This window comes from Kitasatospora sp. NPDC002965 (assembly GCF_040611255.1).
In the GTDB taxonomy this organism is placed as follows: Bacteria; Actinomycetota; Actinomycetes; order Streptomycetales; family Streptomycetaceae; genus Kitasatospora.
Genome location: NZ_JBEXNT010000014.1, coordinates 83,706 through 110,001, shown reverse-complemented (window position 1 = coordinate 110,001; position 26,296 = coordinate 83,706). Strand labels below are relative to the sequence as shown.

The window sequence follows — 26,296 nt, the reverse complement described above, 5'->3', positions numbered from 1 at the left end:
GCGGGCCCCCCCCCGGGGGGCCGGGGGGCCGCCGCACGGGGGACACCACCGGACGGTGGGGGCGACGGGCGGGAACCGCCCGGGGCGGATCAGCCCTCCTCGCCCTCCAGGTCACCCTCGGTCTCCAGGAACGCCGCCTGCAGCTGCTCGATCAGCTCCGGGTCCGGCTTCTCCCAGAGCCCGCGGCTCGCCGCCTCCAGCAGGCGCTCGCTGATGCCGTGCAGCGCCCACGGGTTGGCGTCCGCCAGGAACTCCCGGTTGACCGGGTCCAGCACGTACTCCTGGGTGAGCTTCTCGTACATCCAGTCCGCGACCACACCGGTCGTGGCGTCGTACCCGAACAGGTAGTCGACGGTGGCCGCCATCTCGAAGGCGCCCTTGTAGCCGTGGCGGCGCATCGCCTCGATCCAGCGCGGGTTGACCACCCGGGCGCGGAACACCCGGGCCGCCTCCTCGGTGAGGGTCCGGGTGCGGACCGTCTCCGGCCGGGTCGAGTCGCCGATGTACGCGGTCGGCGACTTGCCGGTGAGGGCGCGCACGGTGGCCACCATGCCGCCGTGGTACTGGAAGTAGTCGTCCGAGTCGGCGATGTCGTGCTCGCGGGTGTCGGTGTTCTTGGCGGCGACGGTGATCCGCTTGTACGCGGTCTCCATCTCCTCGCGGGCCGGCCGCCCGTCCAGCCCGCGCCCGTACGCGTAGCCGCCCCAGACCGTGTACACCTCGGCGAGGTCGGCGTCGGTGCGCCAGTCGCGGCTGTCGATCAGCTGGAGCAGGCCCGCGCCGTACGTCCCCGGACGGGAGCCGAAGACGCGGACGGTGGCCTTGCGCTCGTCGCCGTGGACGGCGAGGTCGGCCTGGACGTGCGCGCGGACGTAGTTGTCGGCCTCCGCCTCCTCCTGGGCGGCGGCGAGCCGGACGGCGTCGTCCAGCAGGGCGACCACGTGCGGGAAGGCGTCCCGGAAGAAGCCGGAGATGCGCAGCGTGACGTCGATGCGCGGGCGGCCCAGCTCCTCCAGGGAGATCGGCTCCAGGCCGGTGACCCGGCGTGAGGCGTCGTCCCAGACGGGGCGGACGCCGAGGAGCGCGAAGGCCTCGGCGATGTCGTCGCCGGCGGTGCGCATGGCGCTGGTGCCCCAGAGCGAGAGCCCGACCGACGGCGGGCAGGCGCCGTCGTTGTCGGCCCGGTAGCGCTCGACCAGCGAGGCGGCCAGGGCCTGCCCGGTCTCCCAGGCGAGCTTGCTGGGCACGGCCTTCGGGTCGACGGAGTAGAAGTTGCGGCCGGTCGGCAGCACGTTGACCAGCCCGCGCAGCGGCGAGCCGGACGGCCCGGCCGGGACGAAGCCGCCGCGCAGCGCGTGCAGCACGGCGTCCAGCTCGCCGGTGGTGGCGGCCAGCCGCGGCACCACCTGGGCGGCCGCGAAGTCCAGCACCTCGCGGACCGCCGTACGGACCTGCTCCGGCAGCTCGGCGGTGACCTTCTCGACCGCCTCCGGGGCCCAGTCCTCGGCCTCCATCGCCTCGACCAGCTCGCGCGCCGCGGCCTCGGCCGCGTCGGTGGCACCGAGGGTGAGCGCGGACTCGTCCAGGCCGAGCGCCTCGCGCAGGCCGGGCAGGGCGTTGACGCCGCCCCAGATCTGCCGGGCGCGCAGGATGGCGAGCACGATGTTGACCCGGTCGGTGCCGGCCGGGGCCTGGCCCAGGACGTGCAGGCCGTCCCGGATCTGGGCGTCCTTGATCTCGCAGAGCCAGCCGTCGACGTGCAGCAGGAAGTCGTCGAAGCCGTCGTCCTCGGGGCGCTCGTCCAGGCCGAGGTCGTGGTCGAGCTTGGCGGCCTGGATCAGCGTCCAGATCTGGGCGCGGATCGCGGGCAGCTTGGCCGGGTCCATCGCGGCGATGTTGGCGTGCTCGTCGAGCAGCTGCTCCAGGCGCGCGATGTCGCCGTAGGAGTCGGCGCGGGCCATGGGCGGGACGAGGTGGTCGACCAGGGTGGCGTGGGCGCGACGCTTGGCCTGGGTGCCCTCGCCCGGGTCGTTGACCAGGAAGGGGTAGACCAGCGGCAGGTCGCCGAGGGCGGCGTCGGGGCCGCACTCGGCGGAGAGCGCGGCGGTCTTGCCGGGCAGCCACTCCAGGTTGCCGTGCTTGCCGAGGTGGACCACCGCGTGGGCGCCGAAGCCGCCGTCGGCCTGCTCGGCCGCGATCCAGCGGTAGGCGGCCAGGTAGTGGTGGGACGGCGGGAGGTCCGGGTCGTGGTAGATCGCGACCGGGTTCTCGCCGAACCCGCGCGGGGGCTGGATGAGGACGAGCAGGTTGCCGGAGCGGACGGCGGCGAGCACGATGTCGCCGTCCGGGTTCTGCGAGCGGTCGACGTACAGCTCGCCGGGGGCCGGGCCCCAGTGCTCCTCGACCCGGGTGCGCAGCGCCTCGGGCAGGCCCGCGTACCAGCGGCGGTAGTCGGCGGCCGGGATACGGACGGGGTTGCGGGCCAGCTGGTCCTCGGTGAGCCAGTCCTGGTCGTAACCGCCGGCGGCGATCAGCGCGTGGATGAGGGCGTCGCCCTCGTGCTGGCCCTCGGCCGACTCGTCGAGCCCGGGCAGGCCGGTGCCCAGGTCCATGCCCTCCTCGCGCAGCGCGGTCAGCAGCCGCACCGCGCTGGCCGGGGTGTCCAGGCCGACCGCGTTGCCGACCCGGGCGTGCTTGGTCGGGTAGGCGGAGAGGACGAGCGCGAGCCGGCGCTCGGCGGCCGGGATGTGCCGCAGGCGGGCGTGGGAGACGGCGATGCCGGCGACCCGGGCGGCGCGCTCGGGGTCGGCGGCGTAGACGGTGAGGCCGTCCTCGTCCAGCTCCTTGAAGGAGAACGGGACGGTGATCAGGCGGCCGTCGAACTCGGGCACGGCGATCTGGGTGGCGGTGTCCAGCGGCGAGAGGCCGTCGTCGCTGGCCTCCCACTGGGCGCGCGACCAGGTCAGGCAGAGCGCCTGGAGGATCGGCCGGTCCAGCGCGGCGAGCGCGCCGGCGTCCCAGGCCTCCTCGTCGCCGCCGGCCTGCGCGTCGGCCGGGCGGGTGCCGCCGGCGGCCAGCACGGTGGTGACGAGGGCGTCGGCCTCGCCGAGGGCGGCCAGCAGGTCGTCCTCGGCGCCGCGCAGCGAGGCGCAGTAGTACGCCCGGGCCTGCGCGCCCCGGTCCTCGATCGCCCGGCAGAGCGTCTCGACGAAGGCGGTGTTCCCGCTCATGTGGTGGGCGCGGTAGTAGAGCACGGCGATGACCGGGCCGCTGTCGGTGCGGGCGGTGCGCTCCAGCGGTCCCCAGGCGGGGGCGGAGGCGGGCGGCGCGAAGCCGTGGCCGGTGAGCAGCACGGTGTCGGAGAGGAAGGCGGCCAGCTCGGCGAGGTTGGCCGCGCCGCCGTGCGCCAGGTAGGCGTGGGCCTCGGCGGCGATGCCGGCCGGCACGGTGGACAGCTCCATCAGCTGGGCGTCGGGCGCCTGTTCGCCGGTCAGGACGACGACGGGGCGGGGGCCGGCCAGCAGCGCGTCCAGGCCCTCCTGCCAGGCACGGCGTCCGCCGAGCAGGCGGACCACGACCAGGTCGGTGCCGTCGACCAGGGCGGGCAGGTCCTCGGGCGTGAGCCGGGCCGGGTTGCCGAGCCGGTAGCGCACCGGTCCCTCGGCGGAGCGGGCGCTGAGCAGGTCGGTGTCGGAGGTCGACAGCAGCAGGATCATGCGAAGGCCCTCCCGGCCTCGGAGGCGCCCCGAGCCGAAGGGCACGCCGGCGTGGAATGTGACGAGTGACGAGCGACTGGCGAAGGACGGCGGAACACCGGAGCGGGGGCCCCTCCGGCCCGGCGGCGGGCAGGGAGGGCGTGCGTCAACGGCGGGTCCGGGAGCCCGGCGGATCCCTCCGGCCCGCCTGGGGCAGGGAGGGGGAGCGGCCGAGTCACGGTGGACCGGACCGCGGGAGCGGGCATGCGGCGGCGCATGGCTTTTCGAGCCTTCCTCGGGGTCCGCGCCCCGGGCCGGTGGAGGACGGCAGGAGTTCCTGGCTCCCGCGGTCTCCCGGCGTTCCGGTGGACCGCGGTCACAGTGGCGGGACCGCACCGGGCTCGCACCGGTTTCCTCCCCTGCGCCGTCGCTGGCGTGTGGGCGGCCTGCGGGGACCGCCCGCCAGCATCGTACGGGGTGTGGCTGACCTGGGGGAGTGCCCTTCGGCAAGGCGCTCTTCCGGCACCGGGTCCGGCTCGGTGCTGTGACCTTCGGTACGGCGGCATCCGATCGGATCATCGGTATGCTCGCCGCCATGCCACCGACATCCGACGCCGTCACGCCGGGCGCCGCCGTGCCCGACCGGGGGCGTGCGGACGTCTGTCCGGGGGCGCTTCGTCTGCACACCGCCGACGACGGCGCCCTGGCCAGGGTCCGCCTGCCGGGCGGACTTCTGACGGTCCGTCAGGCCGTGGCGCTGGCCGACGCCGCGGAGGCGCTCGGCGACGGCGCGCTGGAGACCACCTCGCGCGGCAACGTCCAGCTGCGCGGACTGGCTCCGGACTGCGGCGGCGAACTCGGCGAACGGCTGCGCGCCGCCGGCCTGTTGCCCTCGGACACGCACGAGCGGGTGCGCAACATCGTGGCCTCGCCCGGCCCGTCGGACGGCGGTCGCACCGGCGTCGACGTGCACGCCTGGGCCCGCGCGCTGGACGCCGGCCTCTGCGCGAGCCCGTGGGCGACCGGCCTCTCCGGCAAGTTCCTGTTCGCGCTGGACGACGGCCGCGGCGACGTCGCCGCGCTGGACGCCGATGTGACATTGATCGCAGGCCGGGACGGGACCGCCCTGCTGCGCCTCGGCAGGGCCGCCACCGCGCGCGCCGTCCCCGCCGCCCGGGCGGTGGAGGCGGCGCTGGACGCCGCCCGTTCCTTCCTGGAGGCCCTGCGCGTCTCCGGGGCAGGGGCCTGGCACCTGCGTGAGGTCCCCGGCCTGCTGCCGCCCGGCGACGTCCCGCTGCCCGACCTGCCCGGACTGCCGGTGCCGCTCGGCGCGCTGCCCGGCGGGCTCTCCGTCGGACTGCGGTTCGGCCGGGCCACCGCCGCGCAGTGGCGCGTCCTGGCCGCCGCCGCCGAGGGGGAGCTCCGGCTCACCCCGTGGCGCGGTGCCGTCCTGCCGGGTGCCCCGGCCGACCGGCTGCCCGCCCTGACGGCGGCCGGGTACCGTACCGAGCCGGGCTCGGCCTGGGACCGGGCCACGGCCTGCACCGGGCTGCCGGGCTGCGCCAAGTCGCTCGCGGACGTCCGGACGGACGCGGCGCGGGCGCTGGACGCGACGGCGGCTCCGGTCGTCGTGGTGCCGAGCCCCGCGGTGGCGGGCCCCGTGGCGCCGGCCGCCCCGGCCGGTACCGGCGTCCTGCCGGTGCACTGGTCCGGCTGCGAGCGGCGCTGCGGCCACCCGGCGGGACGCTGGGTGGACGTGCTGGCGACCGGGCGGGGCTACCGGGTGAGGGTGTCCGGCACCGCTCCGGAGCCGCCCGGCGGTCCCGCGGGCAGCCCGACGGGCAGCCCTGCGAGCAGTCCCACGAACGACCCGGTGAACGACCCGGTGAACGATCTGACGAACGAGGAGACGGCCGTGGCGGTCGCCGCGGCCAGGAGGACCACCAAGTGATCGAGTACGAGAAGGACGGCGCGTCCATCTACCGCCAGTCCTTTGCCACCATCCGGGCCGAGGCCGACCTCGCCGCGCTCCCCGCGGACGTCTCCCAGGTCGCCGTGCGGATGATCCACGCCTGCGGCATGGTCGACCTGGTCGAGGACCTGGTGTACTCGCCCGGCGTGGTCGCCTCCGCCCGTGCCGCCCTGCGCGCCGGCGCGCCGATCCTCTGCGACGTCAACATGGTCGCCAGCGGCGTCACCCGCAAGCGGCTGCCCGCCGACAACGAGGTGGTCTGCACCCTCACCGACCCGTCCGTGCCCGAGCTGGCACGCGCGATGGGCAACACCCGCAGCGCCGCCGCGATGGAGCTGTGGCTGCCCCGGCTGGAGGGCGCGGTGGTCGCCGTCGGCAACGCGCCGACCTCGCTCTTCCGCCTGCTGGAGATGATCGAGGCCGGCGCCCCGCGCCCGGCGGCGGTGATCGGTGTGCCGGTCGGATTCATCGGCGCGGCCGAGTCCAAGGAGGCCCTGGCCGTGCACCCCGCCGGCCTGGAGCACCTGGTGGTGCGCGGCCGGCGCGGCGGCAGCGCGATGGCCGCCGCTGCGATCAACGCGATTGCGAGCGAAGAAGAGTGACGAACCATCAGGACGACAGCGTGACGACCGGCCGGCTCTACGGGGTCGGCCTGGGCCCCGGTGACCCGTCGCTGGTGACCGTCCGCGCCGCCGAACTCATCGGCAAGGCCGACGTCGTGGCCTACCACAGCGCGCGGCACGGCCGTTCGATCGCCCGGTCCATCGCCGAGCGTTACCTGACGGTCGGTCAGATCGAGGAGAAGCTGGTCTACCCGCTCACGGTGGAGACCACCGACCATCCCGGCGGCTACCGGGGTGCGCTGGACGACTTCTACACGGAGGCCGCCGACCGGCTGGCCGCCCACCTGGACGCCGGCCGCGACGTCGTGGTGCTGGCCGAGGGGGACCCGTTCTTCTACGGCTCCTACCAGCACATGCACAAGCGCCTCGCGGACCGCTACCCGACCGAGGTGGTGCCCGGCGTGACGTCGGTCAGCGCCGCGGCCGCCCGGCTGGGCATGCCGCTCACCGAGGCCGACGAGACGCTCACCGTCATCCCGGGCACGCTGCCCGAGGAGGAGCTGACCGCGCGGATCGCCGCCGCCGACTCCGCCGTCGTCATGAAGCTCGGCCGCACCTTCCCGGCCGTGCGCCGCGCCCTGGAGCGGGCCGGCCGCCTCGACGACGCCCAGTACGTCGAGCGCGCGTTCATGGAGGGCGAGCGGACCGCCCCGCTGGCCTCGGTCGACGCCGGGACCGTCCCCTACTTCGCGGTCGCCGTGCTGCCCAGCAGGGTCGCGCCGCTGGAGCCCCCGGCGCCGGCCCTGGAGGGCCCGGGCAGTGTGACCGTGATCGGCACCGGCCCGGCCGGCCCGCTCTGGCTCACCCCCGAGGCGCGCGGCGCCCTGTCGGCCGCCACCGACCTGGTCGGCTACACCACCTACCTGGACCGGGTGCCGGTGCGCCCCGGTCAGGCGCGGCACGGCTCCGACAACAAGGTGGAGTCCGAGCGCGCCGAGTTCGCCCTCGACCTGGCCCGCCGCGGCCACCGGGTCGCGGTCGTCTCCTCCGGCGACCCGGGCGTCTTCGCGATGGCCACCGCCGTCCTGGAGGTCGCCTGCGAGGAGGCCTACCGCGAGGTGCCGGTCCGGATCGTCCCCGGCATGACCGCCGCGCACGCCGCCGCCTCCCGGGCGGGCGCCCCGCTCGGCCACGACTACGCGGTGGTCTCCCTCTCCGACCGACTCAAGCCCTGGGACGTCGTCGCCCGTCGTCTGCGGGCCGCCGCCGAGGCCGATCTCGTCCTCGCGCTCTACAACCCCGGCTCGCAGTCCCGCACCACCCAGGTCGGCCGTGCCCGCGACCTCCTGCTGGAGTACCGGGCCCCGGAGACCCCGGTGGTCATGGCCCGCGACGTCGGCGGCCCCACCGAGCGCGTCCGCACCGTACGCCTCGCCGACCTGGACCCGGCCGAGGTCGACATGCGCACCGTCCTCCTCGTCGGCTCCTCCCAGACCCGGCACGTCACCCGGTCCCCCCACCCCGACGTCACCTGGACCCCCCGCCGCTACCCCGAGGCCTGACCTCCCGGCCGCGGCCCCTCGGGGTCCGACCCCCGGGCACCCCGCTCCGGCGGGGTGCCCGTCAGTCGCGGTAGATCTCCGAGCGGTGGCCGACCCTGACCGCGAGGACAAGGGGCAGGCCACCGCCGACGGTGGAGATCACCCTCGTCCCGGCGCTCCTCGACGAGGCGCATCAGCTCGCGCTCCTCCCGCTGCCGGTACTCGCGCAGGAGCCCTGTCGGGACGACGGCGGCCACTTCCCGTCCGCGGCGGCCACCGACCGGCGCGCGTTCCCGAATTCCGCGCTGATCGCGTCGGTGCGCGAGTGGCGGTCCGGTTCCACGGTCCGGGTCCGGGGTCGAGCCGGGTCGCGCCGCCGTCGGTGAGCCGTCGGGTCTGCTGACGGCTCCTTCTGTCTCGGTCGTGTCATAAGAACTTCGCTGTGATGTGAAGATCTGACGCTCATACGGGGAGGGAAGCGGACAAATGTCGCGTCACATGGGAGGCCGATCCTGGCGCTATCTCAGTCATGAGATATGGTCTGGCAGGTGACAGGCGACTATCTCACCCGTATCGGCACCCTCATCCGCACCGCGCGTCAGCACCGCGGTTGGTCCCAGGCTCAGCTCGGCGAGGCCCTCGGCACCAGCCAGAGCGCGGTCAACCGCATCGAACAGGGCAAGCAGAACGTCAGCCTTGAGATGATCGCCCGCATCGGCGAAGCGCTCGACAGCGAGATCGTCTCCCTCGGCTACGCCGGCCCGATGCACCTGCGGGTCGCCGGCGGCACCCGGCTCTCCGGCGCGATCGACGTCCGCAGCAGCAAGAACGCCTGCGTGGCCATCCTCTGCGCCTCGCTGCTCACCACCGGCCGCACCACCCTGCGCAGCGTCGCCCGCATCGAGGAGGTCTACCGCATCCTCGAAGTGCTCAACAGCATCGGCGTCAAGAGCCGCTGGACCAACGACGGCCGCGACCTCGAACTCACCCCGCCCGTCGAGCTCGACCTCGACGGCATGGACGTCGAGGCCGCCCGCCGCACCCGCAGCGTGCTGATGTTCCTCGGCCCGCTGATGCACCGCGCCGACCGGTTCGCCATCCCCTACGCCGGCGGCTGCGACCTCGGCACCCGCACCGTCCAGCCCCACCTGACCGCGCTGCGCCGCTTCGGCCTGGAGGTCGCCACCACCGGCGGTGCCTACCACGCCTCCGTCCAGCCCGGCACTCCGCTGGACCGGCCGATCGTGCTGACCGAGCGCGGGGACACGGTCACCGAGAACGCCCTGCTCGCCGCCGCCCGCCACGACGGCGTCAGCGTCATCCGCAACGCCTCGCCCAACTACATGGTCCAGGACCTCTGCTTCTTCCTGGAGAAGCTGGGCGTCAGGATCGAGGGCGTCGGCACCACCACCCTCACCGTCCACGGGGTCCCCGAGATCACCTGCGACGTCGACTACACCCCCGCCGAGGACCCGGTGGAGGCGATGAGCCTGCTGGCCGCCGCCGTCGTGACCGGCTCCGAGCTGACCATCCGCCGGGTGCCGATCGAGTTCCTGGAGATCGAGCTCGCGGTGCTGGAGGGCATGGGCCTCGACTACGACCGCACCGCCGAGTACCCCGCCCACAACGGCCGCACCCGGCTGGTCGACCTCACCGTCCGCCCGTCCAAGCTGACCGCGCCGGTCGACACCATCCACCCGATGCCGTTCCCCGGCATCAACATCGACAACGTGCCGTTCTTCGCCGCGATCGCCGCGGCCGCCCACGGCACCACGATGATCCACGACTGGGTCTACGACAACCGCGCCATCTACCTCACCGAACTCACCCGTCTCGGTGCGGACATCAAGCTGCTCGACCCGCACCGCGTCCTCGTCCAGGGCCCGACCCGCTGGCGCGCCGCCGAGATGGTCTGCCCGCCGGCCCTGCGCCCCGCGGTCGTCATCCTGCTGGCGATGCTCGCCGCCAAGGGCACCTCGGTGCTGCGCAACGTCTACGTCATCAACCGCGGCTACGAGGACCTCGCCGAGCGCCTCAACTCCATCGGCGCGCAGATCGAGACCTTCCGCGACATCTGACGGAGCGCGTCCGTCGGCACGTCGGTTCGGTGCCCGGCCCGGGATCGGAGGATCCCGGGCCGGGCACCGGCGTGTTCACTCGCCGGTGCGGCCGTCGAGGTGTTCGCGGAGGAGGTCGGCGTGGCCGTTGTGGCGGGCGTACTCCTCGATCATGTGGGTGAGGATCCAGCGGAGCGAGTAGGCGTCGTCGCCGTCGGCCCCGGTGCTCCCCCGGTAGTGCCCGACGAAGCCCAACGACTCCGTGGCGGCGACGAGTTGCCGGGCGTGCTCGCACTCGCCGCGCCAGACGGCGAAGGCCTCCTCCGGATCGGCGTCCTCGACGTCGAACTCGCTGAAGCTCCCGTCGGGGCGCTTCCAGTAGCCGGGCACGGCCTCGTCGGCGAGGACGTTGCGGAACCAGCCGCGCTCGACCTCGGCGAGGTGGCGGGCCAGGCCGAGCAGCGAGAGGGCGGAGGGCGCGAGGGGGCGGGCGCGGAGCTGTTCGGTGGTCAGTCCGGCGCACTTCATCACGAAGGTGGCCCGCTGGTGGTCCAGGAAGGTGACCAGGGTGGCACGCTCGTCGGCGGTGCGGAGGGGTTCGGTCCGCGCGGCGTCGGCGCGATCGTAGGCGTCCATCGGATCATGCTCGCAGGGCGGTCGGCCCACGGCACCGGGTTTTCGAGGGGCGGACGCGGGCCTAGGCCCTCGGGCCGAGCCCGGTGATCCACTCCTGCGCGGCTCCGACGGTCTCCACGACCGGGACGCCGGCCGGGAGCGGCGGACGCTCCACGACCACCACGGGCAGGGCCAGCTCACGGGCGGCCGTGAGCTTGGGGGCGGTGGCCGCGCCGCCGCTGTCCTTGGTGACCACGACGTCGATGCGGTGCTCGCGGAGCAGCGCGCGTTCGCCCTCCAGCGTGAACGGGCCGCGGTCCAGCAGGACGTGGAGCGAGGCGGGCACCGGCGGCTCGGGCGGATCGACCGACCGGGCCGTGAAGTGCAGACCGTCGAGGTGGGCGAACGCGCCGATGCCCTGCCGTCCGGTGGTGAGCAGGATCCGTCGGCCGAGCGGGGGAAGCAGCTCCGCCGCGGCGGCGAGGGAGGCGGCCGGGTGCCAGCGGTCGCCCTCCACCGGCGTCCAGCCGGGGCGGCGCAGTGCGAGCAGCGGCACACCGGTCGCGGCGGCGGCCTCGGCGGCGTTGCGGGACATGACGGCGGCGAACGGGTGGGTGGCGTCGACCACGGCGTCCACCCGTTCGGCGCGCAGCCACGCGGCGAGTCCGTCCGGGCCGCCGAAGCCGCCGATCCGGACCTCGCCGACGGGCAGCCGCGGGTCCGCGACCCGCCCGGCGAGGGAGCTGGTGACCCTGAGAGGCGAGCCGGCCAGGGCGGCGGCGAGCGTCCGCGCCTCGGTCGTCCCGCCGAGGACGAGCAGGTGGGGCGCCACTACGACCCGCAGGGCTCGTGCGGGCGCTCGCGGTCCGCCGAGTAGAGGTGGCTGTCGCGGAACTGCTCGGCGGCGAGGGTCCGGCCGACGATGATCACCGCGGTGCGGACCACGCCCGTCTCCTTCAGCTGCCCGGCGATCGAGCCGACGGTGCCGCGCAGCACCAGCTCGTCCGGCCGGCTGGCCATCGCGACGACGGCGGCCGGGCAGTCGGCGCCGTAGTGCGGCAGCAGCTGCTCCACCACGTCGTCGACGTACCCGGCGGCCAGGTGCAGGACGAGCAGGGCGCCGCTGCGGCCGAGGGTGGCGAGGTCCTCGCCCTCCGGCATGGGGGTGGCGCGCTTGGCGATCCGGGTGAGGATGACGGTCTGGCCGACGGTCGGCACCGTCAGCTCGCGCTTGAGGGCGGCGGCCGCGGCGGCGAAGGCCGGCACGCCGGGTACGACCTCGTACGGGACGCCGGCCGCGTCGAGCCGGCGCATCTGCTCGGCGACGGCGCTGAACACGGACGGGTCGCCGGAGTGCAGGCGGGCCACGTCCTGTCCGGCCCGGTGGGCGCGGACCAGCTCCTCGACGATCTGGTCGAGGTTGAGGTTGGCGGTGTCGACCAGGCGGGCGCCCGGCGGGCACTCGTCCAGCAGCTCGCGAGGCACCAGACTGCCCGCGTAGAGGCAGACCTCGGCGCGGGCCAGGATCCGCTGGCCGCGCAGGGTGATCAGGTCGGCGGCGCCGGGGCCGGCCCCGATGAAGTGGACGGTCACGAGGCGTTCTCCCGGGGGGTGAGGGACTGGGCGGCAGGCTTGGCGGCGGACCACTGGGTGACCGGCATGGCCTGGCGCCAGCCGGTGAAGCCGCCGACCGGGACGGCGTGGGCGACGGCGAGCCGCAGCAGCTCGCCGCCGTGCCGCCGGTACCACTCGGTGAGCAGTGCCTCCGACTCCAGGGTCACGGTGTTGGCGACCAGCCGCCCGCCCGGCGCCAGCGCGGTCCAGCAGGCGTCCAGCAGACCGGGCGCGGTGAGCCCGCCGCCGACGAACACCGCGTCGGGGGCGGGCAGCCCGGCGAGCGCGGCGGGTGCGGCGCCGGTGACGACACGCAGCCGGGGGACACCGAGCGCGGCGGCGTTGCGGGCGATCCGCTCGGCCCGGACGGGGTCGCGTTCGACGGTGACGGCCCGGTTGTCGCGGTGCGCCCGCAGCCACTCGATCGCGATCGACCCGGAGCCGCCGCCGACGTCCCAGAGCAGTTCGCCGGGGACGGGCGCGAGGGTGGCCAGGGTGGCGGCACGGACGTGGCGTTTGGTCAGCTGGCCGTCGTTCTCGTACGCGCCGTCGGGCAGGCCGGGGACGACCGGGGTGCGGGGGCCGGTGTCGCCGAGGTCGACCGCGATCAGGTTGAGCCGGTCGCCGGGCGGGTGCGGCCAGCCGTCGGCGGGCCCGTCGAGCTGCCGTTCGGCGGGGCCGCCGAGCTGTTCCAGCACCCGCAGCCGGGCGGCGCCGAAGCCGCTCGCGGTGAGCAGCGCGGCGACGGCACCGGGCCCGTCGGCGTCGGCGCTGAGGACGAGCAGGCGGCGCCCGGGGTTGAGGGCGAGGCGCAGGGCGTCCAGGGGGCGGCCGACCAGGCTGACGACCTCGGTGGACTCCAGCGGCCAGCCGAGCCGGGCACAGGCGTACGTCACGGAGGAGGGGTGCGGCAGGACGCGCAGCCGGTCGGGGCCGGCGATCTCCGCGAGGGTGCGGCCGATGCCGTAGAACATCGGGTCGCCGCTGGCCAGGACGGCGACGCGGCGGTCCGCGTACCGGGCGAGCAGCCCCGGGACGGCCGGGCGCAGCGGGGTCGGCCACGGCACCCGTTCGGCGCAGACCTCGTCCGCGGGGAGGAGGTCGAGCTGCCGGGGGCCGCCGATCACCACCTCGGCCGTCCGCAGCGAGGCCCGCGCGGTGCCGGCGAGGCCGGGCCAGCCGTCCGCCCCGATCCCGACGACGGTGAGCGGGGGTGGCTGCTGGGGCACCGGGGGGCTCCTTGTGGATCTGCGGGGGTGGCTCGGGGCCCGCCGGCCGGGTTTGCGGTTTCGGCCCCGGGGCAGCCTACCTGGCGCTGTCCGTCCGGGGGGTGGCCAGGGTGCATGCCCTGCCGGGCGGGGTTAGCGTCGACCGGGGGGACCTCAGCACGCAACGGAGGGCACCATGTCCGAGTCAGCGGTCCCGTACACCACCAACAACGCCGGGATCCCGGTGCCGAGCGACGACAACTCGCTCACGGTGGGGAGGGACGGCCCGATCCTGCTCCACGACCACTACCTGATCGAGAAGATGGCCCAGTTCAACCGTGAACGGGTGCCGGAGCGGGTGGTGCACGCGAAGGGGTCCGGGGCGTACGGCGTCTTCGAGACGACGGAGGACGTCAGCCGCTACACGAAGGCGACGTTGTTCCAGCCGGGCAAGCGGACGGAGATGCTGGCCCGGTTCTCGACCGTCGCCGGTGAGCAGGGCAGCCCGGACACCTGGCGCGACCCGCGCGGCTTCGCGCTGAAGTTCTACACCGAGGACGGCAACTACGACCTGGTCGGCAACAACACGCCGGTCTTCTTCGTCCGCGACACGATCAAGTTCCAGGACTTCATCCGCTCGCAGAAGCGGCGCACGGACAACGGTCTGCGCGACCACGACATGCAGTGGGACTTCTGGACGCTCTCGCCGGAGTCCGCCCACATGGTCACCTGGCTGATGGGGGACCGCGGCCTTCCGAAGTCGTACCGGCACATGAACGGGTACGGCTCGCACACCTACATGTGGATCAACTCCGGTGGCGAGCGGTTCTGGGTGAAGTACCACTTCAAGACCGACCAGGGCGTCGAGTTCCTCACCCAGGCCGATGCCGACCGGCTGGCCGGCTCCGACCCGGACCTGCACCGCGAGGACCTCTGGCAGGCGATCGACGGGGGCAACCCGCCGTCCTGGACGCTGTACGTGCAGGTGATGCCGTTCGACGAGGCGCCCGGTTACCGGTTCAACCCCTTCGACCTCACCAAGGTCTGGCCGCACGGCGACTACCCCCTGGTCAAGGTCGGCACGATGACCCTGAACCGCAACCCCGAGGACTACTTCGTCCACATCGAGCAGTCCGCCTTCGAACCGGCCAACCTGGTGCCCGGGATCAGCGTCTCGCCGGACAAGATGCTGCTCGGCCGGATCTTCTCCTACCCCGACACCCACCGGTACCGGATCGGTCCCAACTACGCGCAGCTGCCGCCGAACCGGCCGCACGTCCCGGTGCACTCGTACGCCAAGGACGGCCCGATGCGGTTCGACCCGGCCCGTACTGCGGCGCCGTACGCGCCCAACTCCAAGGGCGGGCCGGCCGCGGACCCGAAGGTCTACGACGATCCGTCCGCCGGCTGGCAGACCTCCGGCGACATGGTGCGCGAGGCCTACTCGCTGCACGCCGAGGACGACGACTGGGGTCAGGCGGGCACGATGGTCCGCAAGGTGCTGGACGACGCGGAGCGCGACCGGCTGGTCTCCAACATCGTCGGGCACCTCAAGGGCGGGGTCAGCGATCCGGTGCTGGACCGGGCGGTGCAGTACTGGCGCAACGTCGACAAGGCGCTCGGCGACCGGGTCGCCTCGGGCGTGGGCAAGGGCTGACGCCCGAGGTGCGAGGGCGTGACGGCCTGAGGGCGTGACGGCGAGGGAGGGCGCGGGCCGAGGACGGGGCCCGCGCCCTCAGCGTGCCCGCAGCCAGTCCCCGGACGCGATCAGCGCGGGGTGCGCGCGCAGCCGGGCGGCGACGTCCGGGCCGGCCAGGTACACCCACGCCTCCGCCGTGCCGCCGTCGGCGGTCCGGACGGCCAGCCGCTCCCGGACGTACTCCCCGGTGCCGTCCGTCCGGCAGTCCTCCAGGCGGTCCAGGGCGGTGAGCGCCTCCGGGTACGCGCCCCGGCGGACCGTGACGAGTTCGCCGACGATCCGCCGCCCGGGCGCGGCGTCCGGTACCGCGTAGGGGAACCCCGGTCCCTCGTGCAGGGCCGCTCCTTCCAGGACCGCGCCGCGGACCTCGGCGCACCGGCCCGCCAGGTACACGGCGTGGTTGCGCCCGCCGGGGCGGAGCGTGCCGTAGACGAAGAAGGGGAGGTCGGGGGCGGGCGGGGCGGTGGGCATGGGGCTCTCCTGCGGGACCGGGCGGCCGACGGACGGCGTCGGCGGGTGACAGATTCCAGCACTCGTCGTCCGCCGGGCGCCACCCCCCGGTCGTCGTTCGTGGTCCGGAGTCCGCGCGCCGCCCGTCGGCCTCCGCCCGCAGCCTCGTCTGCAGCCTCGTCCGCTGCTCTGCCGTCACCCCGCCGCCGGCTGCCGTCCGGTGCCTGGTTTGTCCGGATGGGGCTGCTTTCGGTGCCCGGCGGTCGATCGTCCGGTGATACCCACTGGCGTTCAGGTCGGCTGATGCGGTGTCATGGCGGGTGAACGCCAGTACCGTCTTAGGGGGACACCCATGACAGCACCCGTCGCAGGCAAGCCGGGCGCGGCCTCCGCCGCCGCACCCGCCGATGCCCGTCCCGCCGGCGCCGGCCCCGTCGACGCGGGCCCCGCCGGTGCCGGTCCCGCGGCGGCGCGGTTGGGAGGGCAGGTGTGGGTGGCCCTCGGGATCGTGTACGTGGTGTGGGGGTCGACGTACCTGGCGATCCGGATCGCGCTGGAGACGATGCCGTCCTTCCTCTCCGCCGCGGCACGGTTCCTGACCGCCGGCCTGCTGCTCGCCGGGTTCGTCGCGCTCCGCCACGGGCGCGAGGGGCTCCGGGTGGACCTGCGGCAGCTGGGGTCCTCCGCGCTGGTCGGCGGGCTGCTGCTGACCGGCGGGAACGGCCTGGTGGTGCTCGGCGAGAACTCGATCCCGTCCGGTCTGGCCGCGCTGGTGGTGGCCGTGGTGCCGCTGTGGATGGTCCTGTTGACGGCGGCGGACGGCCACCGGCCCAAGCCGGTGGAACTGGCCGGCGTCCTGTTCGGACTGGTCGGGCTGGGGGTGCTCTCGGCGCCCGCGATCGGCGGCGACATCGCGATCGGCGGCGTGATCGCGGTGGTCTGCGGCACGGTCACCTGGGCGTTCGGGTCGTTCGCCGCGAAGCGGATCCGGATGCCCGGCAACGTCTTCGCCGCGAGTGCCTACCAGATGCTCGCCGGCGGGCTCGGCAACCTGCTGATAGGACTGGTGCGCGGTGAGCAGCACGGGCTCGACCTCGGCGAGGTCTCCGGGCGGTCCTGGCTGGCACTCGGGTTCCTGGTCGTGTTCGGCTCGCTGGTCGCCTACACCGCGTACGCGTGGCTGTTGCGCTCGGCGCCGCTGACCCTGGTCGCCACCTACGCCTACGTGAACCCGGTGGTGGCGGTGCTGCTCGGCTGGCTGGTGCTGGCCGAGCCGCTGACCGGCCCCACCCTGCTGGGTGGGGCGATCGTGGTCGTGGGTGTCTGCCTGGTGGTGAGCGTCAGTCGGACTTCGCGTAAGTGAGGACGGCGACCCCGTTGTCGAAGGTGCGGGACGCTTCGAGACGGAAGGTGTGCGGCGCGAAGCCCGCGCGGAACATCGGAATGCCCGAGCCGGTCACGACCGGGTACTGCTTGACGATCAACTCGTCGATCTCGGGGAGGAGTTGTCCGGCCAGATCGGCGCCCCCGCACAGCCAGATGCCGAGGCCGTCCTCCTGCTTGAGTGCGCGGACCCGGGTCAGCGGGTCGGCGGCCGTGACCTCGACCGCAGGGTCGGGGCTCTGCGTCAGGGAGCGGGAGAAGACCAGCTGTCGCAGGTGGGCGTAGGGGTTGGCGAGCCCGAGGGGCAGCCCCGGTTCGTACGTGCCGCGACCCATGAGCACGGTGTCGAAGCGCCTGTTGGGAGCGTCCGCCGCGCCCAGTGCGGTGCGGCCCGGCGTGGGCAGGGTCTCGGGGAACTCGCCGACCATGAAGGAGAGGAAGTCGCCGGAGACGTACTGCATGAGGACCTCGAAGTCGCCGTCCGGCGCGGCGATGAAGCCGTCGAGGGTGGCGCCGACGTAGTAGGTGAGCTTGCGCATGCACGTCCTTGGGTTTCGGTGAGGGCCTCGCGCCCTGACCACGACAGTTATAGTACTCCAGTCGTAGTGGTTGCAAGGGGGATCCGGGAAGGAGCTGGTCTCCGGCCCGTGACCGCGTCCGCCGTCCCGTCCCTCACCTCGTCCGGAACCTCGTCGGTCACCCTGCCCGTCACCCTGCCCGTCACCTCGTCCGGTGGCTCGCCCTCACCGGTGCGGCGCGGTGCGCGCGAGGACCGCCTCGATCAGGTCCGCCCGCTCGGCCACCCCGGCTGCCGGGACGTCGATCAGCCGGTAGCCGTGCGCCCGGTAGGCCCGCTCGTGCAGCCGCTCGAAGGTCAGCGCGTCCTCGAAGGAGATCCGCCGGGCGGCCGTCGGCTCGACGAAGCCGAGGTTGCGGACGAAGAACACCTCGCTCCGGTAGACGTGTTCGTCGCCGATGCGCCGCAGCTCGGCGGTGAGCGCGGGGGACGCGGGGCGGTCGAGGAAGGTGCGCAAGGCCTCGGTGCAGACCGGGGACCGGTCGTGGAACCGGACCTCCCCGGGCGCCGTCGCCGTCGCCGCCCGCTCGCGCTGCAGGGTGGCGACCTCGTCGACGAAACCGGCCCGCGTCCACGGCTCCGGATCCCCGGCGGCCTGCCGGCGGGCGATCACGTCGGTGGCGGCCTCCGCCGTGACGGAGTAGCCGCGGCGGGCCAACTCTGCCAGCAGGGTGGTCTTTCCGGCGCCCGGTGTGCCGGTGAGGATGTAACGACGCACGTCTTCCCCCGTCTTTCCTTGTCCGCTCCGTCCGCGCCGTCCGTGCCGCCGGTGCCGTCCGTGGGGCTCGTGCCGCCGGTCGACCGGCCGCCGCTGCCGGGCCGCCGTCCGCTCAGACGAACCGGATGTGCCGGACCCCGACCAGGGCGCGTCGAAGGCGCCCGCGCAGCGGGCCGTCGGTGTTCGGCGTGAGTGTCAACCCGGCTGCCGCGGCGAGGTGTTCGGCCACCTGGGGCACGGTGAGGCGGTCGGTCCGGACGTGTTCGCCGAACTCGTCGCGGCTGAGGCGGTCCAGGCAGTGGTCGAGCCTCGACACCGCGAAGCTCTCCCGGCGCAGTGGCGCGTCCTTCCCGGCGACCAGCCGCACGGCGTGCCCGGCCCCGCGTTCGCGCAGCCGTCGCAGCACCTCCTCCCGTTCGGCCAGGAGCGCGAAGTGCCGGACGTCGTGGCCTCGTTCGCGCAGCCGGCCCACGGTCTCGGCGAGGTAGGCGGGCTCGGTGACCGTCATCGGCGCGATCACCGTGCCCCGGTGGTGGCCGAGCGTGCGGTCGAGCACCTCGTACACGCCCTGGCGCCAGGCGGGCAGGTCCTGGAAGTCTCCCCGCAGTGGCCGGGGGGTCATCCGGTGCAGCCCGAAGCCGACCTCCTCGGGGTCGCAGACCACGCTGCCGGGCAGCCGTCGCCGCAGTTCGTGCGACACCTGGGTCTTGCCGCCGCCGAACGGGCCGTTGATCCACAGGAGCATGCCGGCCAGCCTACGCCGGGACGCCCGCGCCCCCGGCCGACCCGCCCGGGTCGGTCAGAACAGTGCGGACGGCTTGCCGGCCCACCAGTTGCCGGGCGCGTCGGGGTCGCGACTGGTCCAGAACTCGACGATGCCGGAGACGAATTCGGCAGCGGAGAGCCGCCCGTCACCGTCCAGGTCGAGCCGGCGGAACGCCTCGTCCGCGTCGTCGCGGGAGAGCGCGGAGAAGTGGCCCCGCTGGAAGACGAAGAACTCGCCGGCGTCGACGGTCCCGCTGCCGTCCACGTCGGCGACGGCCAGGAACGCCTCGGCCAGCGTCCCGAAGACGGCCCGTGCGGCGGCCGGGTCGTCGGCGACCGAGAGGGTCGAGGCGGTGAACTGCTCCCGGGTGACCGCCGTGGTGCCCTCCGGCAGGTGGGCGAGGTGCAGGTCGCGCCAGATGGCCAGGTAGGCGCCGACGATCCGTTCCTCCGTCGCCGACCCCTCGGCGTGGCCGAGCGAGCGGGCCACCGCATGCCCCATCAGGACGTGGTCGCGCTCGGTCAGCAGGCCGTCCCCGTCGGCGTCCAGATGGTCGAAGCCGTGGTTGATCTTGGCGACCAGCAGTTCCTCCGACACGGTGCCCCCTCGGTTGGTGATCGCTCCGAAGTCTGCACGCTAACCCGCCGCCGCGCCGTCGCGCAGCCGAAGCCGGCAACCGCCTCCCGCCCCCGCCTCCCGTCCCGGCCTCCCGCCCCGGCCGCCCCTGTCGGACCCGCCGCCCCTGCCGGCCCGGTGGCGGCCGTCGGCGGCGAGCGGCGCGACACGGGTGTGCCGCACGCTCCTCGCCGCCGACCGTCCCGGGCGGGAGAGCGTCCTCAGCCCGCGCTCCGGAGCGCCGCGTCCGCCAGTCGTTCCGCCAGGTCACCGAAGGCGGAGCCGAGTTCCTCGTCGGCGACGCCCCCGGCGTAGGCCTGGAAGGCCAGCGCGGCCTGGGCCTGGACGGCCGGGGTGGCGTACACGGGGTCGATCGGGTAGGGCTCCCCGGGCGGCCAGGGCAGCGGCCAGTGCTTCGGCCACGGGATCCTGCCGTGCGGGGTGCCGCACCAGTCGTCGCCGACCTCGGTGAGGATGTTCCGCACGTTGCCACCGGAGAGGCGGGCGGTGATGGCGGCGTTGGCCACCGCGTTGACGGTGCCGGAGACGGCGAGCCGCAGCTCGGCGGCGCCCGGCGGGATCGGTTGCGGGTTGAGGGTCACGGGCCCGCCGCCGCTGTTGGCGAGGTGCACGTGCCGGGTGGGGCCCAGGACGGGCAGGTGCGGGGTGATGCCGTCGATCGCCTCCGGATGGAGGCGGCCCAACAGGTAGAGGAGGGTGGCGGATTGGCGGACTAGGCTCATCGGAACCCCTTCTTGGGGACGCGCGGGTCACTGTCGGTGATCGATCGTAGACGGAGCGGTACCGGGGTGCCGGAACCGACACGGCGGGAAGGGGCGCCGGCCGGGCCTCAGTGCGCGGCTGCCAGCAGCTCCCGGGTGTACTCGGTGTGCGGGGCGGCGAACAGCTGGTCCCGGTCGGTGGACTCGACCAGCCGGCCCCGGTGCATCACGGCCACCCGGTCGCAGAAGTGCCGGACCACCGCGAGGTCGTGGGAGACGAACAGGAAGGCGACGTCGAGCCGTTCGCGCAGCTCCATCAGCAGGTTGAGCACCTGGGCCTGGACCGAGACGTCCAGTGCGGAGACCGGTTCGTCGGCGATGATCAGCCGGGGTTCGGGGGCGAGCGCGCGGGCGATGCCGATCCGCTGGCGCTGGCCGCCGGAGAACTCGTGCGGGTAGCGGTCCAGGTGCGAGGACGGCAGGCCGACCTGTTCCAGCAGTTCGGCGGACCGGTCGCGGCGTTCCGCCGGGGTCAGCGCGGTGTGCAGGCTCAGCGGGGTGTCCAGGGTCTGGGCGATCGTACGGCGCGGGTTGAGCGAGGCGTACGGATCCTGGAAGACCAGCTGGATCTCCTTGCTGAGGCGCCGCCGGAGTGCCCGGTCCGGGGCGGTGGCGTCCACGCCGTCGTACCGCACGGTCCCGCCGGTGACGGGCTGGAGGCCGGCCAGGACGCGGGAGGTGGTGGACTTGCCGGAGCCGGACTCGCCGACCAGGCCGAGGGTCTCGCCGGGGGCGATCCGCAGGCTGACCCCCTCGACCGCCCGGACGGGTTCGGCCCGGCGGCCGGGGAAGCGGCGGCGGCCGGGGAAGTGCACGGCGAGGTCCTCGACCTCGACCAGCCATCGACCGTCCCGCGCGGCCCCGCCGGGTGAACCGCCGGGAGCGTCCTGGGGAGCACCGGCTCCGGCACCGGCACCGGCACCGGCTCCGGAGCCGTCGCCGTCGCGCCCGGCGAAGGAGAACGAGGGCGACGGGTCGTCGACCGTCGGCAGCGGCGTGCCCGGCACCGTGTCCAGCGTGAGCGCGGCGCCCACCAGGGCCCGGGTGTAGGGCTGCCGGGGGGAGGCGAGCAGCGACGCGGTCGGGGCGGTCTCCACCTGCTCGCCCCCGCGCAGCACCAGAGTCCGGTCCGTCGTGCCCGCGACCACACCCAGGTCGTGGCTGACCAGCAGCACCGCCGTGCCGTGTTCGCGCTGCAACTCCCCGAGCAGGTCGAGGACCTGGCGCTGGACGCGGGCGTCGAGGGCGGTGGTCGGCTCGTCGGCGATCAGCACGTCGGGGTCGTTCATCAGCGCCATCGCGATCATCACGCGCTGTCGCATGCCGCCCGAGAACTGGTGCGGGTAGTCGCGGACCCGGGTGCCCGGGATGCCGACCCGGTCCAGCATCTCGGCCGCCCGCCGCCCGGACTCGGCGCGCCCGGCACCGGGGTGGTGCAGCCGGTACATCTCGGCGAGCTGCGCACCGACCCCGTGGAACGGGCTGAGCGAGGTGAGCGCGTCCTGGAAGACGAGCGCCACCCGGCCGCCGCGCACCTCGCGCAGCACGGACTCCTCGGCGCCCACCAGCTCCTGCCCGCCCAGCCGGATCGAGCCGGTGACGGTGGTGGTGCGCGGGTCGTGCAGACCGAGCACGGCGAGTCCGGTCACGGACTTGCCGGAGCCCGACTCGCCCACCAGGCCGAGCACTTCGCCCCGGGCCAGGTCGAAGGAGAGGCCGCGTACGGCGGCCACGGGGGCGCCGCCGCGCGGGTCGGCGAAGGAGACGGACAGGTCGCGGACGCGGAGCACGGGCTCCTCGGCGGGGGCGGATGCCGACGCGGACGCGGCCGCGGCGGCGGGGTCCGGGGTGGTGGCGGGCTCGGTCATCGGGACAGGCTCCAGGAACGGCGGGGCGGGGTCAGCTGAGGCGGATGCGCGGGTCGAGCCAGGCCACCACGAGGTCGGCCAGCGCGACGAAGAGCACGACGAAGCAGGCGGCCAGCAGCACCGCGCCGACCACGGCCGGCAGGTCCTGCCCCTCGACGGCCTCGATGGCGAACCGGCCGATGCCGTTCAGCCCGAACACCGTCTCGGTGATCACCGCACCGCCGAGCAGCGCGCCCGCCTCCAGGCCGAGCAGCTGCACCAGCGGTCCGGCGGCGCCGCGCGAGGTGTACTTGAGGTGGGCGCGGAGCCGGCCGAGGCCCTTGCCGCGCGCCGTCCGGACGTACTCCTCGTTCATCGTCTCCAGCAGCTGGGAGCGCGAGAGCCGGGCGAACACGGCCGAGTTGACGAAGCCGAGGACGAGCCAGGGGAGCAGCATCCCGCCGGCCCAGGCGGCCGGGTCGGTGGCCGGCGGGGTGTAGGAGGGCAGCGGCAGCAGTCCGCTGGTGTAGACCAGCCCCCACTGTGCGACGTACCCGAGGAAGTAGATCTGCACGCTGGCGCCGACCAGGGTGAAGCCGGAGAGGAGCTTGTCCGTCCGGGTGCCGTGGCGCAGGGCGGCGACGAAGCCGGTGCCGAGCCCGAACAGCAGCAGGAACGCGAAGGCGCCGACGGCCAGCGAGACGGTGACGGGCAGGTGGTCGACCAGAGCCTCGGTGACCGGCTGGTGCAGCCGGTAGGAGTAGCCGAGGCAGGGCGCGTCGCAGTGGATGACCGAACCGTCGACGTCCTTGATGTCCCGGCCGGCGACGACCCCGGCCAGGTAGTCGGTGTACTGGGCGAGGAGCGGCTGGTCCAGGCCCATGCTCGAACGGACCGCCGCGACCTGGCCGGTGTCGCAGCGCGGACCGCAGGCGGCGCGGGCCGGGTCGGCGGGGGCGGCGTAGAAGAGGACGAAGGCGGCGGCGGAGACCGCGGCCAGGACGGCGATCGCCTGGAGGATCCGCCGCAGGGCGAAGGAGAGCATGGTGGCCGGTCCGAATCAGAGGGCGTCGGGGTGGGCGGCCCCGCCCGCGCGTGCGGTGCACGGCGCGGCGGGCGGGGCCGCCGGGGACTTCGGGGCGTCAGGACTTCAGGTAGACCCAGGCCAGGCTGACCGAGCCGTAGATCGGGTGGATGAACGTCCCGCCGACGTTGGCGCCGCGCAGCTGGTTCATGTTCGGGTAGGCGAACGGCAGGACCGGCAGCTCCTTCATCACGGTCTGCTCCAGCGCGTACAGCTCCTTGGCCTTCTGGCGCGGCTCGCCGATCTGGTTGATCCGGTCGATCTCCTTGTCGACCTCGGCGTTGCGGTAGCGGGCGGAGTTGAGGTCGCTGTTGGCGCGGCCGTCGAAGGAGAACGGGATCAGCGTGGAGGGCGTCGGCCAGTCGACCGAGCTGGTCTCCTCCCACAGGTCGTAGGGGGAGTCGGCGCGGTGCGTCTCGTCCAGCAGCGCCTTGGGGTCGATCGGCTTGGGCACGATGGTGATGCCGGCCTTGGCGAAGCCGTCGACCAGGACCTGGGCGACCCGCTGCCCGTTGGGCGTGTTGGCGTACGCGTAGGTGAGCGAGGCGGGGGCCTGCTTGGCCTTGGCGAGGGTGGCCTTGGCGGCGTCCGGGTCGCCCTCCGGCTTGGCCGGGTCCAGGTCGTACTTCTGCCAGTCGACGAGCGCGGGGGAGCTGAGCGTGGTGGCGAGTTCGCCGGCCCGGGTGCCGCCCTGCACCTGGCGGGCCTGCTGGCGCGGGTAGGCGAGGTGGAGGGCCCTGCGGACCTCGACGTCGGCCACCCGCTCGTTGTTGATCACGAGCTGGGTGACGAAGGCGCCCTGCCGGCCCGAGACGACCAGTTCCTTGGCCTTCGGGTCGGTGTCCACGGTCTGGTACAGCTCGGGGGAGAGCTGGGTGGCGACCGTGGTCGCGTCCGCTCCGCCGTCGCGCCCGGAGAGGATCTCCTGGTTGATGTTGAGCGCTTCCTTGCCGAACGTGAAGACGAACTTCTCCGGGTACTGGTTGCGGATCGGGTCGCTCTCCGGCTTCCAGTGCGGGTTGCGCTCCAGGACCAGGCGGGTGTTCTGGACGTGCTCGACGATCCGGTACGGGCCGCTGGAGTACGGCAGCCGGTCGTAGTCCGTGCCGGTGTCCTTGTCCTTGCGCACCGGGGACGAGGAGGACTGGGCGGCCATGTAGGGCACGTCGGCCTGCGGCTGCGGGAAGTGGAAGACGATGGTGCGGTCGTCCGGCGTCTCGATCGCGGCGAGGTCGCCGTCCTGCGGGCCGCCGTACTTCTTGCGGGCGTCGTCGTAGCTCGCCTCGCCGGTGAGCCACTGCGGCCAGTACGGCGGGCCGACCTCGTAGCCCTTGCCGAAGCTGCGCTGGATGCCGTACTTGACCTGCTGGGAGGTGATCGGCTGGCCGTCCTCCCAGGCCACGCCCTCCTTCAGCCTGTACGTCCAGGTGCGGCCGCCGTCGGCGGGGGTGCCGGTGTCGGTGGCGAGGTCGCCGACCAGCTTCGCCTTGCCGTCCACCACCTGGTACTGGGTGAGCTGGCGGCCCCAGAGCAGCGAGGTGTTGTAGGCGGCGCCCGCGTACACCTTCTGCGGGTCGAGGTGGCGGAAGTCGGTCGCGTTGTAGACGTTCACCGTGCCGCCCGCGCGGGCACCGGGCACGGCGGGGGCCGGTCCGGCGCTCTCCTTCTCGGTGCCGAGCGCGGCGGTCAGCGGCGAGGTGTCCTTCGGCGAGGCGGCGGTGCCGGTGGAGGTGGAGCCCGCGCCGGCCGAGCAGGAGGTCGCCAGCAGGGCGGTCGCGACGACGGCGAGGGACGGTCTGATCCAGCGCATGGCGAATCTCTCCTTGCCCCGGGGGCCCGGGGCGGATAGGTGAACGGCGAAAGAAGGGAGGAAGGTCGGGGAGGGCCGGACGGCCGGCGGCGAGCGGTCGGGACCGGCCGCCTCAGCGGGCGCTGCGCGGGTCCAGCGCGTCCCGGACGGCGTCGCCGAGCAGGTTGAAGGCGAGGACGAACAGCAGCAGCGCGATGCCGGGGAAGAACATGTACGTCGGATCGGCCTGGAAGACCTCGGAGCCGCGGGAGATCATCCGGCCCCAGTCCGGGATCGGCTCGTTGATCCCGACACCGAGGAACGACAGCACCGCCTCGGAGGCGACGAACGTCGGCACCGCCATGGTGGCGTGCACCAGCAGCTGCGCCCGGACATTCGGCAGGAGTTCACGGAAGACGATATGGAATCCGCTCGCTCCCATCGCCCGTGCGGACTGCACGAAATCCCTTTCCCGGAGCGACCTGACGGTGGCGCGAAGGGAAAGCGCCAGCGGAATCCAGCCGAACGCGGAGAACACCAGGATGAGGACGAGGAACTGCATCCAGTCGGGTTCCGCGGTGCCGGGATCGACCAGCCGGGACTGGATCACCGGGCTGATCGCGAGCAGCAGGAGCAGCGTCGGGAACGCCAGCAGGACGTTGGAGAGGAAGCCGAACAGCCGGTCGGTGATCCCGCCGAGGTAGCCCACCGCGACCCCGGCCAGCACCCCGAGGGTGGTGGTGACGGCGGCCGCGACGAAGGCGATCAGCAGCGAGGTGCGGATGCCGTAGAGCAGCTGGGTGAGCACGTCGCGGCCGAGCCCGGGCTCCAGGCCGAACCAGAACTCCCCGGAGATGCCGCCGTTGGGCGCGACCGGCAGGCCACCGTCGCTGAGCAGGCCGGGAGTGTTCTGGCCGTAGTGCTCGGTCGGGTTCTTGCCGTACAGCGCGGCGATCAGCGGGGCCGCGACGGCGAGCAGGAGGAAGAGGAGGACGACGGCGAGGGAGACGGCTCCCGTGCGGTCGCGGCAGACGCGCCGCAGCAGGCTCGCGGGGGCGGGCGCCCGGTCCGGCGCCGGGCCGGGATCCTGGGAGCCCGACCGGGTGGGCGCCGTGGGCGCCGTGGGCGGCGTCCGGGGGGCCGGCTCCGCGGCGGGCCCTGCGACTGGTTCGACCACTGCCATGAGAGGCGTACTCCCCGAATTCTCCGCCGCCCCGTGGGTGAGGGTGCGCTGACGTGCATTTCCGGGCGGCCGGTCCGGGGGTTTCCCGGTGGGCCGCCGAGCGCCATCAGATCGGATACCGAGGGAGTTCCGCAAATC

Annotated in this window: 22 protein-coding genes and 1 riboswitch; of the genes, 7 read left to right on the top strand and 15 right to left on the bottom strand. The window is 74.1% G+C overall.

Annotated features, from left to right (window positions below; translation table 11 throughout):
• Positions 1 to 89: 89 nt before the first annotated feature.
• Positions 90 to 3,716: a cobaltochelatase subunit CobN gene (gene cobN / locus ABZY91_RS09100; RefSeq protein ID WP_355400948.1), complete on the bottom strand. Its 3,627-nt coding sequence runs from the start codon at positions 3,714 to 3,716 to the stop codon at positions 90 to 92.
• 310 nt (positions 3,717 to 4,026) lie between these two features.
• Positions 4,027 to 4,112: riboswitch (cobalamin riboswitch) on the bottom strand.
• 178 nt (positions 4,113 to 4,290) lie between these two features.
• Between cobN and ABZY91_RS09095 the strand changes: the two genes are divergently transcribed.
• From ABZY91_RS09095 to ABZY91_RS09075, 5 genes are all read left to right on the top strand, one after another.
• Entirely contained in the window at positions 4,291 to 5,646 is a 1,356-nt protein-coding gene (locus ABZY91_RS09095; protein WP_355400946.1) for a hypothetical protein, read from the top strand.
• Positions 5,643 to 6,269: a precorrin-8X methylmutase gene (locus ABZY91_RS09090; RefSeq protein ID WP_329880364.1), complete on the top strand. Its 627-nt coding sequence runs from the start codon at positions 5,643 to 5,645 to the stop codon at positions 6,267 to 6,269. The genes ABZY91_RS09095 and ABZY91_RS09090 overlap by 4 nt, the downstream gene beginning before the upstream one ends.
• On the top strand, positions 6,266 to 7,792 hold the full coding sequence (locus tag ABZY91_RS09085; RefSeq protein ID WP_355400944.1) for a precorrin-2 C(20)-methyltransferase: 1,527 nt from the start codon (positions 6,266 to 6,268) through the stop codon (positions 7,790 to 7,792). The genes ABZY91_RS09090 and ABZY91_RS09085 overlap by 4 nt, the downstream gene beginning before the upstream one ends.
• Positions 7,793 to 7,923: 131 nt before the next feature.
• Entirely contained in the window at positions 7,924 to 8,157 is a 234-nt protein-coding gene (locus tag ABZY91_RS09080) for a hypothetical protein (RefSeq protein WP_355400942.1), read from the top strand.
• Between the two features lie 162 nt (positions 8,158 to 8,319).
• A complete protein-coding gene (locus ABZY91_RS09075) occupies positions 8,320 to 9,849 on the top strand; it encodes a UDP-N-acetylglucosamine 1-carboxyvinyltransferase (RefSeq protein ID WP_355400940.1) in 1,530 nt (509 codons plus the stop codon).
• Between the two features lie 75 nt (positions 9,850 to 9,924).
• On the opposite strand, the gene ABZY91_RS09070 is transcribed toward ABZY91_RS09075, so the two are convergent.
• The 4 genes from ABZY91_RS09070 to cbiE form a co-directional block, all read right to left on the bottom strand.
• Positions 9,925 to 10,464 carry a DinB family protein gene (locus ABZY91_RS09070; RefSeq protein WP_355400938.1) on the bottom strand — a complete coding sequence of 180 codons (540 nt, stop codon included), beginning with the start codon at positions 10,462 to 10,464 and terminating at the stop codon, positions 9,925 to 9,927.
• A 61-nt stretch (positions 10,465 to 10,525) separates the two neighbouring features.
• The gene (locus ABZY91_RS09065) at positions 10,526 to 11,275 is read right to left on the bottom strand and encodes a cobalt-precorrin-6A reductase (protein ID WP_355400936.1); all 750 of its coding nucleotides are present in this window, start codon (positions 11,273 to 11,275) and stop codon (positions 10,526 to 10,528) included.
• Complete coding sequence (cobM, locus tag ABZY91_RS09060; RefSeq protein ID WP_329880357.1) at positions 11,275 to 12,036, bottom strand: precorrin-4 C(11)-methyltransferase; 762 nt, start codon at positions 12,034 to 12,036, stop codon at positions 11,275 to 11,277. Before cobM ends, ABZY91_RS09065 begins: the two co-directional genes overlap by 1 nt.
• Positions 12,033 to 13,286: a precorrin-6y C5,15-methyltransferase (decarboxylating) subunit CbiE gene (gene cbiE, locus ABZY91_RS09055; protein ID WP_355400934.1), complete on the bottom strand. Its 1,254-nt coding sequence runs from the start codon at positions 13,284 to 13,286 to the stop codon at positions 12,033 to 12,035. Before cbiE ends, cobM begins: the two co-directional genes overlap by 4 nt.
• A gap of 175 nt (positions 13,287 to 13,461) precedes the next feature.
• On the opposite strand from cbiE, the gene ABZY91_RS09050 reads away from it, so the two are divergent.
• Positions 13,462 to 14,922 carry a catalase gene (locus tag ABZY91_RS09050; protein WP_355400932.1) on the top strand — a complete coding sequence of 487 codons (1,461 nt, stop codon included), beginning with the start codon at positions 13,462 to 13,464 and terminating at the stop codon, positions 14,920 to 14,922.
• Positions 14,923 to 15,000: 78 nt separating this feature from the next.
• On the opposite strand, the gene ABZY91_RS09045 is transcribed toward ABZY91_RS09050, so the two are convergent.
• A complete protein-coding gene (locus tag ABZY91_RS09045; protein WP_329948838.1) occupies positions 15,001 to 15,435 on the bottom strand; it encodes a gamma-glutamylcyclotransferase family protein in 435 nt (144 codons plus the stop codon).
• A gap of 331 nt (positions 15,436 to 15,766) precedes the next feature.
• Between ABZY91_RS09045 and ABZY91_RS09040 the strand changes: the two genes are divergently transcribed.
• The gene (locus ABZY91_RS09040; RefSeq protein ID WP_355400930.1) at positions 15,767 to 16,777 is read left to right on the top strand and encodes an EamA family transporter; all 1,011 of its coding nucleotides are present in this window, start codon (positions 15,767 to 15,769) and stop codon (positions 16,775 to 16,777) included.
• Here ABZY91_RS09040 and ABZY91_RS09035 read toward each other — a convergent pair.
• The 9 genes from ABZY91_RS09035 to ABZY91_RS08995 all read right to left on the bottom strand — a co-directional run bounded on the left by ABZY91_RS09035 (position 16,755) and on the right by ABZY91_RS08995 (position 26,158).
• Complete coding sequence (locus ABZY91_RS09035) at positions 16,755 to 17,336, bottom strand: dihydrofolate reductase family protein (protein WP_355400928.1); 582 nt, start codon at positions 17,334 to 17,336, stop codon at positions 16,755 to 16,757. The genes ABZY91_RS09040 and ABZY91_RS09035 overlap by 23 nt on opposite strands.
• 204 nt (positions 17,337 to 17,540) lie before the next feature.
• Complete coding sequence (locus ABZY91_RS09030) at positions 17,541 to 18,092, bottom strand: AAA family ATPase (RefSeq protein WP_355400927.1); 552 nt, start codon at positions 18,090 to 18,092, stop codon at positions 17,541 to 17,543.
• Between the two features lie 112 nt (positions 18,093 to 18,204).
• A complete protein-coding gene (locus ABZY91_RS09025; protein WP_329948834.1) occupies positions 18,205 to 18,837 on the bottom strand; it encodes an AAA family ATPase in 633 nt (210 codons plus the stop codon).
• A 54-nt stretch (positions 18,838 to 18,891) separates the two neighbouring features.
• Positions 18,892 to 19,455, bottom strand: coding sequence for an EF-hand domain-containing protein (locus tag ABZY91_RS09020; protein WP_329880345.1), 564 nt, complete (start codon positions 19,453 to 19,455; stop codon positions 18,892 to 18,894).
• Positions 19,456 to 19,694: 239 nt separating this feature from the next.
• Entirely contained in the window at positions 19,695 to 20,216 is a 522-nt protein-coding gene (locus ABZY91_RS09015) for a hypothetical protein (protein WP_355400925.1), read from the bottom strand.
• A 107-nt stretch (positions 20,217 to 20,323) separates the two neighbouring features.
• The gene (locus ABZY91_RS09010) at positions 20,324 to 22,123 is read right to left on the bottom strand and encodes an ABC transporter ATP-binding protein (RefSeq protein WP_355400923.1); all 1,800 of its coding nucleotides are present in this window, start codon (positions 22,121 to 22,123) and stop codon (positions 20,324 to 20,326) included.
• 31 nt (positions 22,124 to 22,154) lie between these two features.
• Positions 22,155 to 23,147 (bottom strand): ABC transporter permease, encoded by a 993-nt coding sequence (locus tag ABZY91_RS09005; protein WP_329880339.1) that lies wholly within the window; start codon positions 23,145 to 23,147, stop codon positions 22,155 to 22,157.
• A 97-nt stretch (positions 23,148 to 23,244) separates the two neighbouring features.
• Positions 23,245 to 24,996 (bottom strand): ABC transporter substrate-binding protein, encoded by a 1,752-nt coding sequence (locus ABZY91_RS09000; protein WP_355400921.1) that lies wholly within the window; start codon positions 24,994 to 24,996, stop codon positions 23,245 to 23,247.
• A 112-nt stretch (positions 24,997 to 25,108) separates the two neighbouring features.
• A complete protein-coding gene (locus ABZY91_RS08995; protein ID WP_329948829.1) occupies positions 25,109 to 26,158 on the bottom strand; it encodes an ABC transporter permease in 1,050 nt (349 codons plus the stop codon).
• Between the last annotated feature and the right edge of the window lie 138 nt (positions 26,159 to 26,296).

What these genes read in the sequence shown, in the direction of transcription:
- ABZY91_RS09070 (WP_355400938.1), bottom strand. Translation starts at nt 10,464, where the DNA reads ATGGACGCCTACGATCGCGCCGACGCCGCGCGGACCGAACCCCTCCGC.
- ABZY91_RS09095 (WP_355400946.1), top strand. Translation starts at nt 4,291, where the DNA reads ATGCCACCGACATCCGACGCCGTCACGCCGGGCGCCGCCGTGCCCGAC.
- ABZY91_RS09000 (WP_355400921.1), bottom strand. Translation starts at nt 24,996, where the DNA reads ATGCGCTGGATCAGACCGTCCCTCGCCGTCGTCGCGACCGCCCTGCTG.
- ABZY91_RS09015 (WP_355400925.1), bottom strand. Translation starts at nt 20,216, where the DNA reads ATGAGCCTAGTCCGCCAATCCGCCACCCTCCTCTACCTGTTGGGCCGC.
- ABZY91_RS09050 (WP_355400932.1), top strand. Translation starts at nt 13,462, where the DNA reads ATGTCCGAGTCAGCGGTCCCGTACACCACCAACAACGCCGGGATCCCG.
- ABZY91_RS09040 (WP_355400930.1), top strand. Translation starts at nt 15,767, where the DNA reads ATGACAGCACCCGTCGCAGGCAAGCCGGGCGCGGCCTCCGCCGCCGCA.
- ABZY91_RS08995 (WP_329948829.1), bottom strand. Translation starts at nt 26,158, where the DNA reads ATGGCAGTGGTCGAACCAGTCGCAGGGCCCGCCGCGGAGCCGGCCCCC.
- ABZY91_RS09025 (WP_329948834.1), bottom strand. Translation starts at nt 18,837, where the DNA reads ATGCTCCTGTGGATCAACGGCCCGTTCGGCGGCGGCAAGACCCAGGTG.
- ABZY91_RS09035 (WP_355400928.1), bottom strand. Translation starts at nt 17,336, where the DNA reads ATGCGCAAGCTCACCTACTACGTCGGCGCCACCCTCGACGGCTTCATC.
- cobN (WP_355400948.1), bottom strand. Translation starts at nt 3,716, where the DNA reads ATGATCCTGCTGCTGTCGACCTCCGACACCGACCTGCTCAGCGCCCGC.
- ABZY91_RS09045 (WP_329948838.1), bottom strand. Translation starts at nt 15,435, where the DNA reads ATGCCCACCGCCCCGCCCGCCCCCGACCTCCCCTTCTTCGTCTACGGC.
- ABZY91_RS09010 (WP_355400923.1), bottom strand. Translation starts at nt 22,123, where the DNA reads ATGACCGAGCCCGCCACCACCCCGGACCCCGCCGCCGCGGCCGCGTCC.
- ABZY91_RS09005 (WP_329880339.1), bottom strand. Translation starts at nt 23,147, where the DNA reads ATGCTCTCCTTCGCCCTGCGGCGGATCCTCCAGGCGATCGCCGTCCTG.